The 14,271-nt window shown below is 63.8% G+C and carries 17 protein-coding genes; 9 read left to right on the forward strand and 8 right to left on the reverse strand.

What is annotated here, in order from left to right; translation table 11 throughout:
* Positions 1–3: 3 nt before the first annotated feature.
* Positions 4–1,284, forward strand: coding sequence for an FAD-dependent monooxygenase (locus EDF39_RS06390; RefSeq protein WP_123941431.1), 1,281 nt, complete (start codon positions 4–6; stop codon positions 1,282–1,284).
* 134 nt (positions 1,285–1,418) lie between these two features.
* Here EDF39_RS06390 and EDF39_RS06395 read toward each other — a convergent pair whose 3' ends face one another.
* The gene (locus EDF39_RS06395; protein ID WP_123941433.1) at positions 1,419–1,943 is read right to left on the reverse strand and encodes a DinB family protein; all 525 of its coding nucleotides are present in this window, start codon (positions 1,941–1,943) and stop codon (positions 1,419–1,421) included.
* 554 nt (positions 1,944–2,497) lie between these two features.
* Here EDF39_RS06395 and EDF39_RS06400 point away from each other — a divergent pair.
* Positions 2,498–3,463 (forward strand): endonuclease/exonuclease/phosphatase family protein, encoded by a 966-nt coding sequence (locus tag EDF39_RS06400; protein WP_158613174.1) that lies wholly within the window; start codon positions 2,498–2,500, stop codon positions 3,461–3,463.
* 21 nt (positions 3,464–3,484) lie between these two features.
* On the opposite strand, the gene EDF39_RS06405 is transcribed toward EDF39_RS06400, so the two are convergent.
* Positions 3,485–4,024, reverse strand: a complete 540-nt coding sequence (locus tag EDF39_RS06405) for a GNAT family N-acetyltransferase (RefSeq protein ID WP_123941437.1) — start codon at positions 4,022–4,024, stop codon at positions 3,485–3,487.
* A 573-nt stretch (positions 4,025–4,597) separates the two neighbouring features.
* Here EDF39_RS06405 and EDF39_RS06410 point away from each other — a divergent pair.
* On the forward strand, positions 4,598–4,813 hold the full coding sequence (locus tag EDF39_RS06410) for a hypothetical protein (protein WP_123941439.1): 216 nt from the start codon (positions 4,598–4,600) through the stop codon (positions 4,811–4,813).
* 86 nt (positions 4,814–4,899) lie between these two features.
* Entirely contained in the window at positions 4,900–5,916 is a 1,017-nt protein-coding gene (locus EDF39_RS06415) for a GNAT family N-acetyltransferase (RefSeq protein WP_123941441.1), read from the forward strand.
* Positions 5,917–6,095: 179 nt separating this feature from the next.
* Here EDF39_RS06415 and pip read toward each other — a convergent pair whose 3' ends face one another.
* Genes pip through EDF39_RS06430 form a run of 3 tightly spaced genes read right to left on the reverse strand, consistent with a single transcriptional unit; the run spans position 6,096 to position 8,200 of the window.
* A complete protein-coding gene (gene pip, locus EDF39_RS06420; protein WP_199726153.1) occupies positions 6,096–7,037 on the reverse strand; it encodes a prolyl aminopeptidase in 942 nt (313 codons plus the stop codon).
* A 53-nt stretch (positions 7,038–7,090) separates the two neighbouring features.
* Complete coding sequence (locus EDF39_RS06425; RefSeq protein ID WP_123941445.1) at positions 7,091–7,630, reverse strand: GNAT family N-acetyltransferase; 540 nt, start codon at positions 7,628–7,630, stop codon at positions 7,091–7,093.
* 57 nt (positions 7,631–7,687) lie between these two features.
* On the reverse strand, positions 7,688–8,200 hold the full coding sequence (locus tag EDF39_RS06430) for a GNAT family N-acetyltransferase (protein ID WP_123941447.1): 513 nt from the start codon (positions 8,198–8,200) through the stop codon (positions 7,688–7,690).
* Between the two features lie 149 nt (positions 8,201–8,349).
* Between EDF39_RS06430 and EDF39_RS17710 the strand changes: the two genes are divergently transcribed.
* From EDF39_RS17710 to EDF39_RS06450, 4 genes are all read left to right on the forward strand, one after another.
* Positions 8,350–8,556, forward strand: a complete 207-nt coding sequence (locus EDF39_RS17710) for a hypothetical protein (RefSeq protein ID WP_233572992.1) — start codon at positions 8,350–8,352, stop codon at positions 8,554–8,556.
* Positions 8,557–8,868 (forward strand): tetratricopeptide repeat protein, encoded by a 312-nt coding sequence (locus tag EDF39_RS17715; protein WP_233572993.1) that lies wholly within the window; start codon positions 8,557–8,559, stop codon positions 8,866–8,868.
* 111 nt (positions 8,869–8,979) lie between these two features.
* Positions 8,980–9,453: a GNAT family N-acetyltransferase gene (locus tag EDF39_RS06440; protein ID WP_233573043.1), complete on the forward strand. Its 474-nt coding sequence runs from the start codon at positions 8,980–8,982 to the stop codon at positions 9,451–9,453.
* A 275-nt stretch (positions 9,454–9,728) separates the two neighbouring features.
* Positions 9,729–10,214 (forward strand): GNAT family N-acetyltransferase, encoded by a 486-nt coding sequence (locus tag EDF39_RS06450; protein WP_123941451.1) that lies wholly within the window; start codon positions 9,729–9,731, stop codon positions 10,212–10,214.
* A 104-nt stretch (positions 10,215–10,318) separates the two neighbouring features.
* Here EDF39_RS06450 and EDF39_RS06455 read toward each other — a convergent pair whose 3' ends face one another.
* From EDF39_RS06455 to EDF39_RS06465, 3 genes are all read right to left on the reverse strand, one after another.
* Positions 10,319–10,693, reverse strand: coding sequence for a VOC family protein (locus EDF39_RS06455; RefSeq protein WP_123941453.1), 375 nt, complete (start codon positions 10,691–10,693; stop codon positions 10,319–10,321).
* A 96-nt stretch (positions 10,694–10,789) separates the two neighbouring features.
* A complete protein-coding gene (locus EDF39_RS06460) occupies positions 10,790–11,485 on the reverse strand; it encodes a YafY family protein (RefSeq protein ID WP_123941455.1) in 696 nt (231 codons plus the stop codon).
* 102 nt (positions 11,486–11,587) lie between these two features.
* Positions 11,588–13,378: a phosphatase PAP2 family protein gene (locus EDF39_RS06465; protein ID WP_123941457.1), complete on the reverse strand. Its 1,791-nt coding sequence runs from the start codon at positions 13,376–13,378 to the stop codon at positions 11,588–11,590.
* Positions 13,379–13,564: 186 nt separating this feature from the next.
* Here EDF39_RS06465 and EDF39_RS06470 point away from each other — a divergent pair, with 186 nt between their 5' ends.
* Positions 13,565–14,152, forward strand: coding sequence for a DUF1349 domain-containing protein (locus EDF39_RS06470; RefSeq protein ID WP_123941459.1), 588 nt, complete (start codon positions 13,565–13,567; stop codon positions 14,150–14,152).
* Positions 14,153–14,271 lie beyond the last annotated feature (119 nt).

Raw genomic sequence — 14,271 nt, forward strand, 5'->3', positions numbered from 1 at the left:
GTCATGGTCACGGAAAAGAAGAAGTCGTTGAAGGTACTCATCGCAGGCGGCGGAGTCGCCGGTCCTGCGCTGGCGTTCTGGTTGGCGCGAGCCGGTCACCGGGTCACGGTGGCGGAGCGGTTCCCGGCGCTTCGGGCGACGGGTGCGCAGGTCGACCTGCGAGGGCAGGGCATTGAGCCGATCACCGCCATGGGCCTGCTCGAAGAGGTCAAGGCTCACCTGGTGGCCGAGCCGGGGGTCGCGTTCGTGAGCAGGTCGGGACGACGGCTCGGGGCGATCATGGCGAACACGTCGGGTCAGGGCAAGCAGACGCTCACTTCCGAGTTCGAGATCATGCGCGGCGACCTCGTCCGTATCCTCTACGACGCTACGCGAGAGGACGTCGAGTACCGGTTCGGGCTGACGGTCGACGCGTTCGACCAGAAACAGGACAAAGTCACCGCCCATTTCTCCGATGGCTCCGAGGAGACCTTTGATTTGCTCGTGGGAGCTGACGGTCAAGGATCCAGGATCCGACGGGCCATCCTCCCTGAGGGAGCGGACGTTTATTGGCGGACCGGTCTGCACATGGCGTACTGGTTCGTGCCCCGAGTCGCTTCCGACAGCGACATGAGAGAGACCTACGCCGCGTCGGGTGGCCGGCAGATCATGCGGCGCAGCCACAACGCGGCCGAGACGCAGGCGTACTTCATCGTCCGCGACTCATCGACTGAGGCCTCCGCGATCCACCGCGCGCCGATCGAGGACCAACAGCGGTTCTGGGGCGACCGCTTCCGGAATGCCGGTTGGCAGACGCAGCGGTTCATCGACGGTATGAAAGAAGCGCCATTTTTTTACTCGCAGGAGGTGTTGCAGGTCCGCACCGGCACCTGGTCGAAGGGTCGCGTTGTACTGCTCGGGGATGCTGCGCACTGCGCCTCGCCCTACAGCGGTATGGGCATCTCCGGTGGGCTCGTCGGGGCGTACGTCCTCGCGGGTGAGATTAACGCCACACCCGATGACTCGGAAGCGGCCCTCGGTCGGTACGACTCGACGCTTCGCCCCTTCGTCGACGAGATCCAGGCTGCCGTAAAACCTCGTCTGTTGGCGTTCGGGTTCCCGCGACGGAGAATTGCTGTTGCTGCGCTCCAGGCGGCGTTCTCCGTGGCCTGTGCCCTCCGCATCCCAGAACGCGTTGCGGCACGAGCCACGACGGATCGAGGTGGTGCGTGGGCTCTGCCGGGCTATGAGCAAGCATCAGCTGAACCGTCGGCGCAACACAGTCCTGCAGACCTCGCCCGGTAGCCGACCGCCTGATGAGACGTCGTCAACGGCTCTGGCGGAAGAACAAAATAACCGTCGCGACGATTACCGGCGCAACGATCAGAATCCGAATCCCGACGAGGTGAGAGCCGGCGCCACCCGGGTACTGCGCCTACTTAGCTCTGATCCAGCCCTCGCGCGTCAGGCCGCGTGAACTCAGTAAGGACGAGGTTTTGACGGCCATCGATGAGCTCGCGTGCAATGTCGAGGTGGCCCGCATGCGCGGCCGTCTCCGTGATGACGTGCAGTACCGTCGCCAACACGCTCCGCCTGGGGGCCCATGGGTAGGTGGACAGTGCTTGCGTCGGGGGGAGTGCGTCGAGCGGCGTGGCACGGATGATGTCATCGGAGCGTGCGGCCGCTGCTTGGTACTCGTTGACGACGAGTTGTCGGGCGGGCCACGGTGTCGGGTGCCACACATCGTCGTCGGTGGGCAGGTCGAGTGCTTCACCGGCGACGACCCCCTGGAACCAGAAGTGTTCGACGTCGATGGTCAGATGACGGATCACACCAAGTGGTGCCCAACCCGAGGGAACCATGGATCCTGTCGTTGCTTCGTCGGGTAGTCCATCGAGTGTCTGCAGGACACGACGGCGCTGCTCATCCAGGGTTGACAGCAGGCTGTTAAGCAGATCGGTCATCGCCCCAGACTCTGCGGATTGCTCGTAAATCGCAATCCGCAAACCGCCGCTGTTCCAATCAAAATCAGATGGGGCCTAGTGGCGAGCACGCCGGGATGGTGTCGGCGAGCCCGCGCGGAAGCGTGTTTAGCGCCCGGTGGCCGATCCCCGACCGAGATTCATTCCGTACTGACCGACCTACCGAGACGTCTCCACTCGCGCAGCTACGGGGATGGGCTCGACGCACACGATCGTTCGAATCGGACGCAAGTGCGCGACGCGTGCGGGTGGTCATAAGTGGCTTCGGTGGACCGTGCCGTTGATCAAGAACGGGGGGACGATGTGATGTTGGACGAGTTGTATCGCGACGACAGCTTGCACGATTGTGAAGAACCAGACCGCTGCGATCTAGAGCCACATCCACCCGATCAGACGATCAGTGCTCAGCCGAGCGATGCCAGGGGTGTGATGTAGCGATCGATTCTCATGCCCATGGGCAGTCGGGCTGGTGCCTCTTCTTCGAGATGTCTGCTGTGTGCCATGCTCTCGGTGACGACGGGGGCAGTGTGCGGCGGGTGCTGGCGTGGGTAGTGGTGGCTGTTGCTGCCGTAGTCACGGGTGCCGTTCTGGTGGCGTCGCGGACCGGGTCCACGGTCCCGTTGCTGTTCGTCATAGCGGCGTTCCCGCAACTTGCCTTGTTCGGGGTCGCCCTCGTCTCGGCCGCGGTGCTTGTCCTCGCCGCCAGAGCTCACCTCCGGATCGTCACGGCCGCGGGGCTTTTCGTGCTGGTGGTCAGCGCCGGACTCGGCATCGGTTCGACTGCCGACAGGCAGGCGCCAGTTAGAACAGCAGCGAGTACTTCCACGAAGGCAGGTCAGCTTCGAATCCTGTCGTGGAATACGAACCAGCAAGACGTGACGGCGCAACATCTGGGCGAGCTCATGGACTCGGAGCAGGCTAACGTGGTCGCCCTCCCCGAGTACTTCACCGGCATCGCGGAGGGAACGCTGGCCGAGCTCGCTCAGCGGCACAACATGCAGATCGTCGGGACCGATTCCTCTTCGGCAACGTTGCTGATCTCCAACCACTTAGGCAGCTACTCCGTCGTTGATCAGAAAGGGACGCCCGCTTGGGCGGGGTTTGTCGCGACGTCCGATGATCCCGCTGCCCCGGCCATGTTGGTGGCGCATCTGCAGCGCCCATCACTGCTCGATTCGAGCGCCTGGCAGGATCACCTTGCCTGGGTGAAACAAGAGTGCACCGACCGGCGCAACATCGTTGCCGTCGGTGACTTCAACGCCACCGTCGCGAATCTAGACGGAAATCGGCTCGGCCACTGCCAGGACGCCGCGTCCTCCCTGGGGATCCAGTCAACGGGTACCTGGCCAGCAGCGCTGCCTGCTTCTCTCGGTGCTGCCATCGACCACACCTTCGTCGGGGCTGACTGGGAGCCCGTCGCCTTTGCGGTGCTCGACAGTCAGGCAGCCAAGGGTTCTGACCACCGGCCCATCGTCGCCGTAGTCGATCCGAAGGGCTCGTAAATCGTCTTAATAGCCGATCCTTCACCGGGCGGTCTGGAACGCAAGAGGGTTCATGGTCGGGTCAGGGTCGCTTGCAAGGCGTGCGTGGGTCTCGACGTCGAAGCGCTCGGTCCCGTAGCGCAGCTTCTGGCGTTCGATGCCTTCCGTCGAGAACCCGGCTGCTGTGGCGACTCGGCACGAGGCGGGGTTGTTCACCCGATGCCCGAGCTCGAGCCGGAAGAGCCCCGTATCGAACGCCCATTCACTGACGGTCTGCAACGCTCGCGCTGCGTAGCCGCGGCCGCGAGCTCCTCCTGCCAGCCAGTAGGAAGCCCACGCTGTTTGGTGCCGAGTCTCTATCGCGGAGAGTCCGACGTTTCCGACGGCGACGCCGTCCTCCACGACGGCCCAGTTCTTCGCCGAGTCACTGAACCGTAAGAAGTTGCCGATGTAGTCGGTGGCCTGCGCTTCGTCTGAGAGGTCCGCTCCGGTGAACTGCGTGTTCAGGTCGGGGCTTGACCAGCGGGCGGCGAGGAGCGCCGGCGCATCGCGGAGTAACCACGGTCGCAAGAAGACGGGCATAGTTCATTCTCACAGCCGAGCCAGCGGCTCCTCGTGGTGATCGTGATGCCCGCAATAGGATCGCCCTCCGGCCATGGGAGGCAACGTTATTCGCCGCCGCGGTTGTTGAGCTCGCTGAGCAAGACGTCCTCCACCGGCTCGATGCGTAGCGGGCCGTCCGTACGGAGCGCGACCCGGTGGACGACGGGATCGGTGCCCCACAGCGCCATAAAGTCGTCCAAACGTGGGGTGCGTTCGTGATCCACAAGCCAGACGTGTTCTCCAGCTCGCTCCACCCACGCCCGGTTAGTCTCCGAATGCGTCGTGCACCTCCCACTTGAGTGCGTCGCCTACAGCGATGCTCGATCCGTTACGGATGTGCTCATCCCGAAGCCCGTTCTGTTGGCCGGCCACGGTACGGCCGCAGCGCATGAACTTCTCAAACCAAGTCTCCCCACGAGTCATGGCCCAAGCCTAAGTGGCGTCTCACTAGCCGATCTGCTGTTGCGGCCGAGGGCACTAGTAGCTCTTGATGTTGGATAGACGAGGTCTGATGATTTGTTCATGCGTAATGCGGGCAAAGATCAGGACCCAATGGGTCAGCTGTTCAGTGCCGAAAACAGTGAGGTGGTTGCCCCCAAGAAACACCGATCAGCTTTTCTCCTTCTCGGATTCCTGCTCCTCTTTGCGCTGATCTGTGCAGCGTTAGGCGCGATCATCCTTGCGGGACTCTGGCAAGGGCTCAGCGACCTGTTCTCCGGCTTCCTTAGGTCGATCTCGGACAGCATCCGTGAGGCTAACGGCGGCTAGCATGCAAAACCGACTCATCAGCCGATCGCTCAGCGGACGTGAGGTGGACCGCTTTGGGCATCGCTTCACGGGTACGGTTGCCTGTTGTGTCCACTCTCTACGACCGTGTGTCCGCTCCGATCGACATCACCCCACGTCCCCTCGACGGCGTCACCTGGCGGCCCCTCACCACTGACGATGTCGACACGCTCGTCGAGCTGGGCCGCGCCATCGCTGCCGCCGATCACCCCGACTGGGCGGACACCCGCGAAGACTTGCTCGACGAACTTGGCCACAGCTACACCGACCTCCCGGCCGACTCCCTCGCCGCGGTCACCGACAGGGGCGAGGTCGTCGCCTGGGGACTCGTCGTCATGCCCTCGGAGCACGAGACTCTCGTGCGCGTCATCCTGCTCGGCGGTGTCGCGCCGTCCCACCGCGGTCGCGGTATCGGCCGCCGTCTCCTGGCATGGCAGCACGGGCGCGCCCTGCAACGACTCGCAGGTTCCTCGAGCCTCCTTCCGGGGTGGGTCATCGTCGCCGCCGACCGCCGTGCACCCGCCACCACGCGCATGCTGGAACACGCGGGTTTTACGCCGGGACGCCATTTTCACAACCTCGTCCGGTCGACGAGCGAGCGTCTCACCTACCTCGCTCCGCCTGACGGGATCTGTGTCGTCGGCTACGCCCCCGAGCACTCCGCTGCAGCCCACGGCGTACGCGACGAGGCCTTCCGAGGTGAGGGCAGCAGCCAGCCGATGAGTGACGAGCAGTGGGAGTCGATGACGCACCTCGCGTCGTTCGCCCATGCGTTCTCGTTCGTCGCCCTCGACGCCGCCGACTCGATCGTCGGGCTGCTGCTCACCCTCGTGACAGAGGAGGATCAGGCCGAACAGGGCTCCTCCAATGGGTACGTCTGGGTACTTGGCGTCGCCCCCGAAGTCCGGCGCCGCGGTGTGGCACGCTCCCTTCTCGTAGCCCACCTCCGCGCCCTCCGCGAGACCGGCATCGACCAGAGCGTCCTCGACGTGGCCACCGATGGCCCCGGCGACAGCCTCGCGCTCTTCACCGACCTCGGCTACCGATCGCAAGCCATGAGCATCAACTACATCCACACCTACTGACCACCTCACCCTTTGACGATGATCAGCGGGTCATCCTCGAACCGTCACCGCCCAGGAACCGCCGGGCCTCAGGTGCATCCTGTTCTTAGCGTTGATGCTCATGGCCCTAAGTACAACGCGGGGTTCGCCCTGCTCCAAGAGCCCAACAAAATGCTGGCTCGTATTCAGTAGTCGAACGGCTACCTGGCGACGGCGAAGGCGTCTATAGCTTCCTGAGCGGTTTGCATTTCGATGGGGCCGCCATGGCCCTCCTCTTCGATGATCACGAGGCGGCTCCCAGGCCAGGCTCGGTGCAAGAGCCAAGGCGTGATGGTCGGGCCACTGATGTCTCGTCGGCCGTGGATGATCACGCCTGGCAAACCGGCAAGTTCGCCAGCGCGCGTCAGGATCTCGTCCCTGTCGAGGAAGCAGTCATTGGACCAATAGTGGGTGACGAGCGTGGCGAAGTTCTCGCGGAGACGATTGTCCGTATGTACTGGTCCGGGCTGCCAGTTGGGATCAAGGGAGACGTGCGTCGACTCCCACTCATCCCATCGATCGGCGGCTGCTAACCGGACCTCAGGATCGGTGTCGCGAAGCAGGCGCGCGTAGTGGTCGATCACGCGAACGCCCGCTGGCACGCCTTCGGCAAGACGTGACCACGCTTCCGGGAAGACAGCTCCCACGCCTTCAGTAATCCAGTCGATCTCACGGCGGGCGCCCGTCGTCACAGCAACGAGGACCAAGTCGGTGACGCGGGTCGGATGCGCGAGTGCATATGCCAGCGCGAGCGTGCTGCCCCACGAGACGCCGTGCACCAGCCAAGCCTCGATCCCGAGGTGACTGCGAAGCGCCTCGATGTCGTCTATGAGCTCTTGCGTCGCGTTGTCGGTGAGCGTAGCGAGATCGTCTATGGCCCATGGGGTGCTGCGTCCGCAGCCGCGCTGGTCGAACCCGACGACGAGGTGGCGGTCTGGGTCGAAACGGCGCCGGTAGCCACCTGCCCCGAGCCCCGAGCCCGGGCCGCCGTGGAGGTACAGAGCAGGACGCCCGCGGGGGTTACCCGAGGTCTCCCAGTAAAGTTGTGCGCCATTTGGTCGACTCAGGTACCCAGAGCGGAACGGATCGATTGGCGGGTGCACAGCCAAAGCCTATGAGGCGCTGCTCTTGGATGGGTTGGTTACCGGCTGTGGTCTTAAAGCCGCGCTCTGAGTAGAAGCGAGTCTCCGTGCACTGCGTCGATCTCACGCTCACCAGTGACTACGAACCCCAATTTGCTAAGCACGTTGAGCGAAGCGGTGTTCCATTCGCGAACTGTAGAAGCGAGATAGTCGTATCCAAACGCCGCCGCACGATCAACGATTGCCCGAGAGGCTTCCGTCGCGAAGCCCTGACCCCAGAACTTCTGAAGAAACTCGAAAGCCAGTTCTGGTTCCTCCATTCGACCGAGACTGTTTTCTATGAGCCCGCAATAGCCGACAGCGCCCGGGGTACAGAGTTGTTCTACAACGAATAACCCCGGTGTCGGAATCGGCCTGTAGGTGCGAAGCCACCCCTGCATCTCAGCGACTGTCGGGTGTCCATCGGTGGTGATACGACGGCTCGCAGGAACACGCTCGTCGCGCTCCTCCCACAACTGGCGGTGGAACTCGACGTCCGTATTCTCCCACGGCCGCAATCTCAGACGCTTTGTATGAAAGTCTGTCTGCTCGTTGAGTAGACCTTCTCTTCGCATATCGGGATTATGTCGGATGAACACCCCCGCTAGGCGGCCCTCTCAATAGGCGAACGCCTATCGAACAATCGCACTCGGGGGAGTGAGTGTTTTGGTCATTCGATAGTTCGTTAGTTCCATCCCCTCCATAGTGGCTCGTTGCTCCCGGACAAGGTCAAAGCCCATGCTCTCGAAAAAGGGTCGGGCAGCCTTGCTGACGTCAGAGCTCAGCAGCTTCGTCCCCGTCGCTTGCGCTCGGTGCTCGATGTGGCTCAGCAGTGTCCGAGCTATCCCGCGGCGCAGATACCTAGGCGAAACAAACAGCATGTCGATGTGTCCGTCTCGATCGACGTCCGAGAAGCCCACTACCTCAATTCCCGCGACAGCGACGACGCTCCCGCGTCCGCGCATTGCGTCGTTCCAAGCGTTGGGGTCGCGCCGTCCCGGCTTCGCCCACGCCTCGATTTGCCCTGCTGTGTAGTAGGCGGCCGCTGTCTGAGTGATGGCCTCTGTGAAGACAGCGAGCGTGGCGATGGCGTCGGCGGGTTCATACGGGCGGAGAGTGATGCCCTGCGTTGTGGAGTATGTCACTGACTCAGCCTGACATGCCGGCCTCCCTTGACGACTGGCTATCGAGACGAAGCCGTTGATGACGTCTCGATAGTTGATCGGTAATCGAGACGGTCGATATCCTGGCGGCAGCCGCCGCGGCCTGCCCGATCCCCTGAGCAGAAAATGCCATGACTCACACTCTCGATGCGCAGCTGGACAGCATCTTCGCCTCCCGGGACCGGGACAACATGCGCCCAACCATCGATGCCCTTCTACCCCTCTACGAGAAGCACCCAGAGAATCCGAGGGTCCTCTACGAACTCGGCGGCGCTTACGATACGGCGGGAGAGGAGGCGACGGCGCTCGGCTTCTACGAGCGGTCCATGCAGAAGTGATTGGCGGGGGACATTCGCCGCCGCTGCTACCTCCAATACGGCAGCACGCTCCGGAATCTGGGGAGGATCGAAGAGTCCCTGCACGTATTTGCTCGGGCGCGTGGTGAGTTCCCCGACTCTGTGGCTTTAGGAGCTTTCGAATCCCTCACCTTCCACGCTGCGGGTAAGACGAACACCGCACTTGCAAGTCTCCTCAACCTTTTGGCCGATCACGTGGATGCGGCAGAGCTTATGAGGTACAAGCCGGCTCTGAAAGGTAACGCTGACTATCTTTTCTCGTTGGACGCAGCGCCCGCCACCACGCCTCGATAGACCATCGGTTACCGGCCGCATTGGGCCTGTGCCATCATCCTGTCAATGACGATCACAAGCTCCCCATGGGCCCACCCCCGGCCTCAGCGGTCACAAATTCACTTGGACGTCGTGCCGGAAGCTCTTCTGCACAAGCTGGCCACGGGCGAGTCGGTGTCGCTCGCCTTGCAGCACGTGTCGCCCTATCTCGCGGGACCGGATTGCGCGGGGTTGTGGCGCATGAGAAGCAAGCAAATCAAGGAACGCCCCGGTGACGCGGCCTGGATCACTCGGCTGATCGTCGATCCCAGCGTCACCATGTTTGTCGGCTTGGCCGGTTTTCACGGGGGCCTGGACGCCGCCGGCATGGTGGAGCTTGGCTACCGTGTTGACCCTCAGTTCCGCCGCCGCGGCTACGCACGACAGTCTCTCGAAACCCTTCTCGCAGTCGCCCATCGGCACCCGGATGTGTCGATTGTCCGGGCCACCATCAGTCCAGACAACGAAGCCTCTCTTGCGCTCATCAAAAGCTACGGGTTCGTCGAGAACGGGGAACAGTGGGACGAGGAAGACGGCCGAGAAATCATCTTCGAAATGCCCGCGTAGGCAGCGACCTTCGTCCAATCCATGTCCCAGAGACGATCAGCTTTGGAGACGGTGGGACCAAATCTCGGTGCCGGACTCTGAGGCCCTGGCGCAGGTACTCCGGCATGCTGGTCAATCTCTTCATGCAACCCGAGACGAAGTGGTACGGCATCGACGATGAGGAGGCTGGCGTGCAGTAGTTCCTCGTCCAGGACCCCGACGGATACCTCATGCGCTTCCAGTCGTCTTTGGGGCGACGACCGCCGTCCGGTAGGTGATTCCTTAAGCTTCATGTCGTGATCACGATCGAAGCCGTCTCCCCTAGCGCCTCAATGGCGGACCTGATCGTTCGTGGCTACATGAGCGACGTCGCGTCCCGATGGCACGGGCGGCCAGTAACGGAGGACGAGTTAGATCAGGCGCTCCGGGATGAACCCTACGACGACCTGCAAGGCGTCACCGGCGAGCTGCTCGTCGCCGTCGAAGGCGAGCACCCCCTCGGCTGCGCCGGGGTTCGATTTCTCGGCAGCGCCGCCGAACTGACGAAGGTGTTTACATCGCCGTCACATCGAGGACGAGGTATTAGCTCGCAGCTACTCCGCGCCATCGAGAAAGCCTGCCTAGAGCGCGCGATCGGTACGCTCCGGCTCGACACTCGCGCCGCCCTGACAGAGGCATGCGCAATGTACGAGCGAAACGGTTTTGTGCGCGTCGGTGCATTCAATGACGAACCGTATTCCGACCGCTGGTACAGCAAGACCCTCGCCGCGAGCGTCCGATAGCCAATCGCTTACCGAGCGACTCTGATTACCACGCGATGCCTGCTCCGAGGTCGGGGCTTGTGGTGAGTGCGGGGCTGCTATGCCCGGGTGTCTAGGATGTCAGCTCACTGCCCGACGGGCTTGCTGAACAGGTTGACGACGTTTCCGTCGGGGTCGCGGATCAGCGTGGAGCGGTTGCCCCACGGCATCGTTGTCGGTTCAAGGACTACGTCCTCGGCCTTGAGCTGGAGGGCGGCGAAGTCAACGTCGACGTCCGCAACTTCGAACTCGATGAACACGGATCGGTTCGTCGCAGGGGTCAGTGCTCCGTCGAGCATCGCGACGGTGGCGGCACCGGCAATCGCGAGGTTCGCACCCGGGCCGCTGAACTGCGCGAACACGGGTGCGGGACGCTCCGCCCGTTGTCCGGTGACTCTCTCGTAGAAAGCAACGAGGTCGTCGAGGTTGTCGGTGATGATGCGGATGGATGCGAACGGCATAAGTTCCTTCAGGGGTGTTGATGAGGTGAAGGCTTTAGCTTTACCTGTCTTCGCGACACCGTCCTGTCGGTGTTTCCGAACGTCTTGCGCCTCGGGTCAGTCGTTCACGACGGGCCGTAGCCGTCCGTAAGCTATCGAAAGGTCCTCGGATCGAAGGGTGCGCCGCGGGGGCCTCTCGTCGGTCACCTCGATCGAAAGCATCCGGTCTCCCCTAAACGCTCGCACGCCCTCGCGAAGTCGGCACCAGGCAATCAAGTACCACTGCCCGTCCTTTTCGATCGCGCCCAACGGTTCAACGCTTCGGGTGGAATCCGCACCGCTGGCGGCCTGGTATCGAAGCGTCACAACACGGTCGCTGCGAAGGGCCGCCGCAAACTCAGCCGGCACAACCGCGTCGTTTTCGCTCTCCAGAAAATGCACCCGCGAAGCGAGTCTTCTGGCACGTGACGCGTCCTCTTTCGGCATCACCGCCAGCATTTTTCGGGCAGCAGTGTGGGCAGCTTGCCGAAACGGACTGTGACCGAGCGTCGCGAGCCCGACCAGCACCGCAAGGGCCTCATCCAGCGTGAACCCGGCGGGGCCGAGCGTCGCTGACGCGTCGATGACGAACCCACCAGTCCGGCCAGGCTCGGCCCAGATCGGCAGACCCGATTGCTGCAGCGCGGAGAGGTCTCGCTCAATAGTGCGGACCGATACCTCGAACCGTTCCGCAAGGCGACGCGCGCTTCGCGGCCGCGGTGAGAATGCCCGCAACTCCTCCACGATGCCGTACAGACGATCAGTCCGATTCATTGACCCATCATCCGACAGATCTCTTTCTCTCCCATGTCGAATGGCTCCGCCGGGGTGCGACGTCGTCTCGATCGGGCGCGCGCGGTGCCCTCCGCTTCAGGCTCAGTGGCCGTGGCCGTGTTTCTTCGCGTTGGCGTTGATCAGGTGAAGTACGTTGCCGTGGCGCTGCAGCACGGGCTTGTACCCGGCTGGCAGGCCGGTGACGCGGACTGTGCGGAAGCTCGTTCCCTTCTCGATCCGGTCGGCCGCGATCAAGACGATGTCGTTCGCTACGGCCTTGGCCTTAGTGACATGCACCACCAGCTTCCCCCCGAGCGAGGCGGTGCCGGCAACGCGCAGGGCTGGCTTCGGCCCGTCGACGCCCAGCGAGAGTGTGGCGCGCGAGTGCTGCGTAAGGTTGCCGCCGACGTGAATCGTCTTCGTGCTGGCGTCTGCGAGCGTGCCGGAGACGGTCGTCACCGAACCTTTGCCGAGCGAGTCAGCGGCGTCCGCAGCCAAGGTTCCGCCGCGGACGGTCGTGCCACCGGTGTAGCGGTTCGTGCCGGCGAGGGCGAGGGTGCCGGTGCCCCGCTTGGTCAGCGACCCGGTGCCGCCGATGTTGTTGCGCCAGGTGTCGGCGGCGTTCAGGCCCTTCTCGGCGGCGTCCATCGAGACCGTTACCGCGCCGTCGAAGGCTCCGTAGCCGGAAGCGGCCGAGAAGAGGTCGAGTCGTCCCCACCCTTCCGCGTCGTCGAGGAGCGGGTAGCCCGACGGCAGAGCGGTCGTTCGGAGTACTTCCCGAATCTGCTTGTCGCTGAGGTACGGCAGGCGGGTGCGCAGCAGCGCCTCGGCGCCCTTCGGCACCGTGGCGGGGATCGTCTTCGTGCCGGACTGCGTGAACCCGTAGGTTAAACGCTTGCGGTAGTCCGCCTTGTCCGCTGCGTAGTCGGCATACTGATCGACTGCGGTCGGAGTGGACGCGGCGAGCACCTTCTCCGCCTGCTGGTGTGCCTGCTGCTCGAGATCCGTATTGGCCGGGTCGTTCAGGATCGCAGCGGCCAGCGCGGTCGAAAGGACTCGTCCTCCCATGACGTCGAGCGGCGAGTGCATCCCTGCGACGATACGACTGTTGCCGATCTCCGAGCCGTTGGTAAGGAGCTCGGTGTACTTCTGCGGGTACGCGTACGCGAAGGCCAGCGTCGCCAGGTAGCCGGCGTTGGTGTGCCCGCTCGGGAACCCTCCGTCGGTGGCGGGTGTCGGGGATTCTTCGGGCACGAGCTGGGGGAGGACCTTTACATCCGAGCTCTGCCGATACGGCCGCGGGTACTGGTAGTACTTCTTCGCGTTGCTCGCAGAGGAGTAGTCACCCCGCAGTGTGTTCACCAGCTGCACGACGTCACCGAGCTCCGAGTCGACGTCAGCCCACGAGCCGTTGGCATTGCCCTGGTCGACGTACTGCTTGGTCGTTGCGTCCGCCGGGATCTCGTCGGGGATGGTGGTGCCCGCGTTCGTCGCGGTCGTCACGGCGCCAGACAGGTCACCGAAGCCGGCGATGGCCGAGTAGCTCTGGTTGCGTCGGTCGATGAGGTACGCCTCGCGCCCTTGCGCATCCGTGCGGGTCTGCGTGATCTTTGCTGCCTGCGCGATGTTCGAGTCAAGGATCCGTTGCCCGGCGGCGTCGACAGCGACCCCGCTGTCCCATGTGGCCCCCGGACGCCACAGGTTCCCGAACGGCGACAGCACTCCGATCGCGGCATTCGTCTCCGATGTGGTGGCGGCAGGGGTGTTGGTCTTGTAGGTGTCGACGAAGTACCCATAGGCGCCTGCACGCGGCGCGGTCCGCGGTGTTGCCGCGGAGGCTCCTACGGGAACGATCAAGGAGGCGGTGCACGCCACTGCCAGGACGCCCAGCATCGTTCGGGCTCGACGTCTAGGAACAGCGATCGGGAACGGGCGCATGGCTTTCTCTCCATTCGAAGCGCGGTCACCCGGTGCGGCGACACGCAGAGAAAGCGTGGCCGAGGCTCGTGAACCGGAAGTGGCACACGCGTGAACCGCTGTCGCCCTGTCCGCCACAGAGACAGCCGCTACGTTGACGTCATGACCGACATCGACTGGAACTCCGGCACCTGGACGAACTCGCCCGCACGTGTCGTCGTCGCGGACGACGGGATGCGCGTCACCGCTATCGAAGAGAGCGACGCCTGGCGCATCACTTCGTACGGCTTCGTGCACGACACCGAGCACGCCCTCCTCGAGCCGTTCGCCCCGGGCACCGCGATGGAGGTGTCGTTCCGTCTCGATTTCTCGGCGCAGTTCGACCAGGCCGGCATCTTCGTCAAGGTCGACGACAGCACCTGGATCAAAGCGGGCGTGGAACGAAGCGACGGCGAAGACAGCCTCGGCGCCGTGGTAACGCGCGGCGTCTCGGATTGGTCGCTCTCGCCCGTCCCCGGCTGGCACGATCGCCTCGTCACCATTCGCGCCAGCCGCTCCGGAGACGCAGTGACCATCCGTGCCCGGGTCGACGACGAGCACTGGCGCCTCGTGCGGGTCGCACCCCTCGCCCCCGACGCTTTGGTCACGGCAGGTCCGATGTGCTGCGCCCCGTCGCGGGATGACCTCACCGTCCACTTCACGTCTTGGCGGACCGGGACCGCAGACACGAGCCTGCACCCGGGCGACTGACCGGCGGAAGCTGGCTGGGGGCTGCTCTTTTTGGGTTGCCGCGGCGGCAATCCAGGCAAGCCCCATCGCACCATCCGCTAGCCGATCGTCTCCGGCGACGAGGTCAGCGGCTTCGATGG

This window comes from Frondihabitans sp. PhB161, from assembly GCF_003814635.1.
Classification (GTDB): Bacteria; Actinomycetota; Actinomycetes; order Actinomycetales; family Microbacteriaceae; genus Frondihabitans.

Bases quoted from the DNA above. Each gene is read 5' to 3' on its own strand.
- EDF39_RS06390 (WP_123941431.1), top strand. From the start codon at position 4: ATGGTCACGGAAAAGAAGAAGTCGTTGAAGGTACTCATCGCAGGCGGC.
- EDF39_RS06395 (WP_123941433.1), bottom strand. From the start codon at position 1,943: ATGACCGATCTGCTTAACAGCCTGCTGTCAACCCTGGATGAGCAGCGC.
- EDF39_RS06405 (WP_123941437.1), bottom strand. From the start codon at position 4,024: ATGCCCGTCTTCTTGCGACCGTGGTTACTCCGCGATGCGCCGGCGCTC.
- EDF39_RS06410 (WP_123941439.1), top strand. From the start codon at position 4,598: ATGGGTCAGCTGTTCAGTGCCGAAAACAGTGAGGTGGTTGCCCCCAAG.
- EDF39_RS06425 (WP_123941445.1), bottom strand. From the start codon at position 7,630: ATGCGAAGAGAAGGTCTACTCAACGAGCAGACAGACTTTCATACAAAG.
- EDF39_RS17710 (WP_233572992.1), top strand. From the start codon at position 8,350: ATGACTCACACTCTCGATGCGCAGCTGGACAGCATCTTCGCCTCCCGG.
- EDF39_RS06455 (WP_123941453.1), bottom strand. From the start codon at position 10,693: ATGCCGTTCGCATCCATCCGCATCATCACCGACAACCTCGACGACCTC.
- EDF39_RS06460 (WP_123941455.1), bottom strand. From the start codon at position 11,485: ATGAATCGGACTGATCGTCTGTACGGCATCGTGGAGGAGTTGCGGGCA.
- EDF39_RS06465 (WP_123941457.1), bottom strand. From the start codon at position 13,378: ATGCTGGGCGTCCTGGCAGTGGCGTGCACCGCCTCCTTGATCGTTCCC.
- EDF39_RS06470 (WP_123941459.1), top strand. From the start codon at position 13,565: ATGACCGACATCGACTGGAACTCCGGCACCTGGACGAACTCGCCCGCA.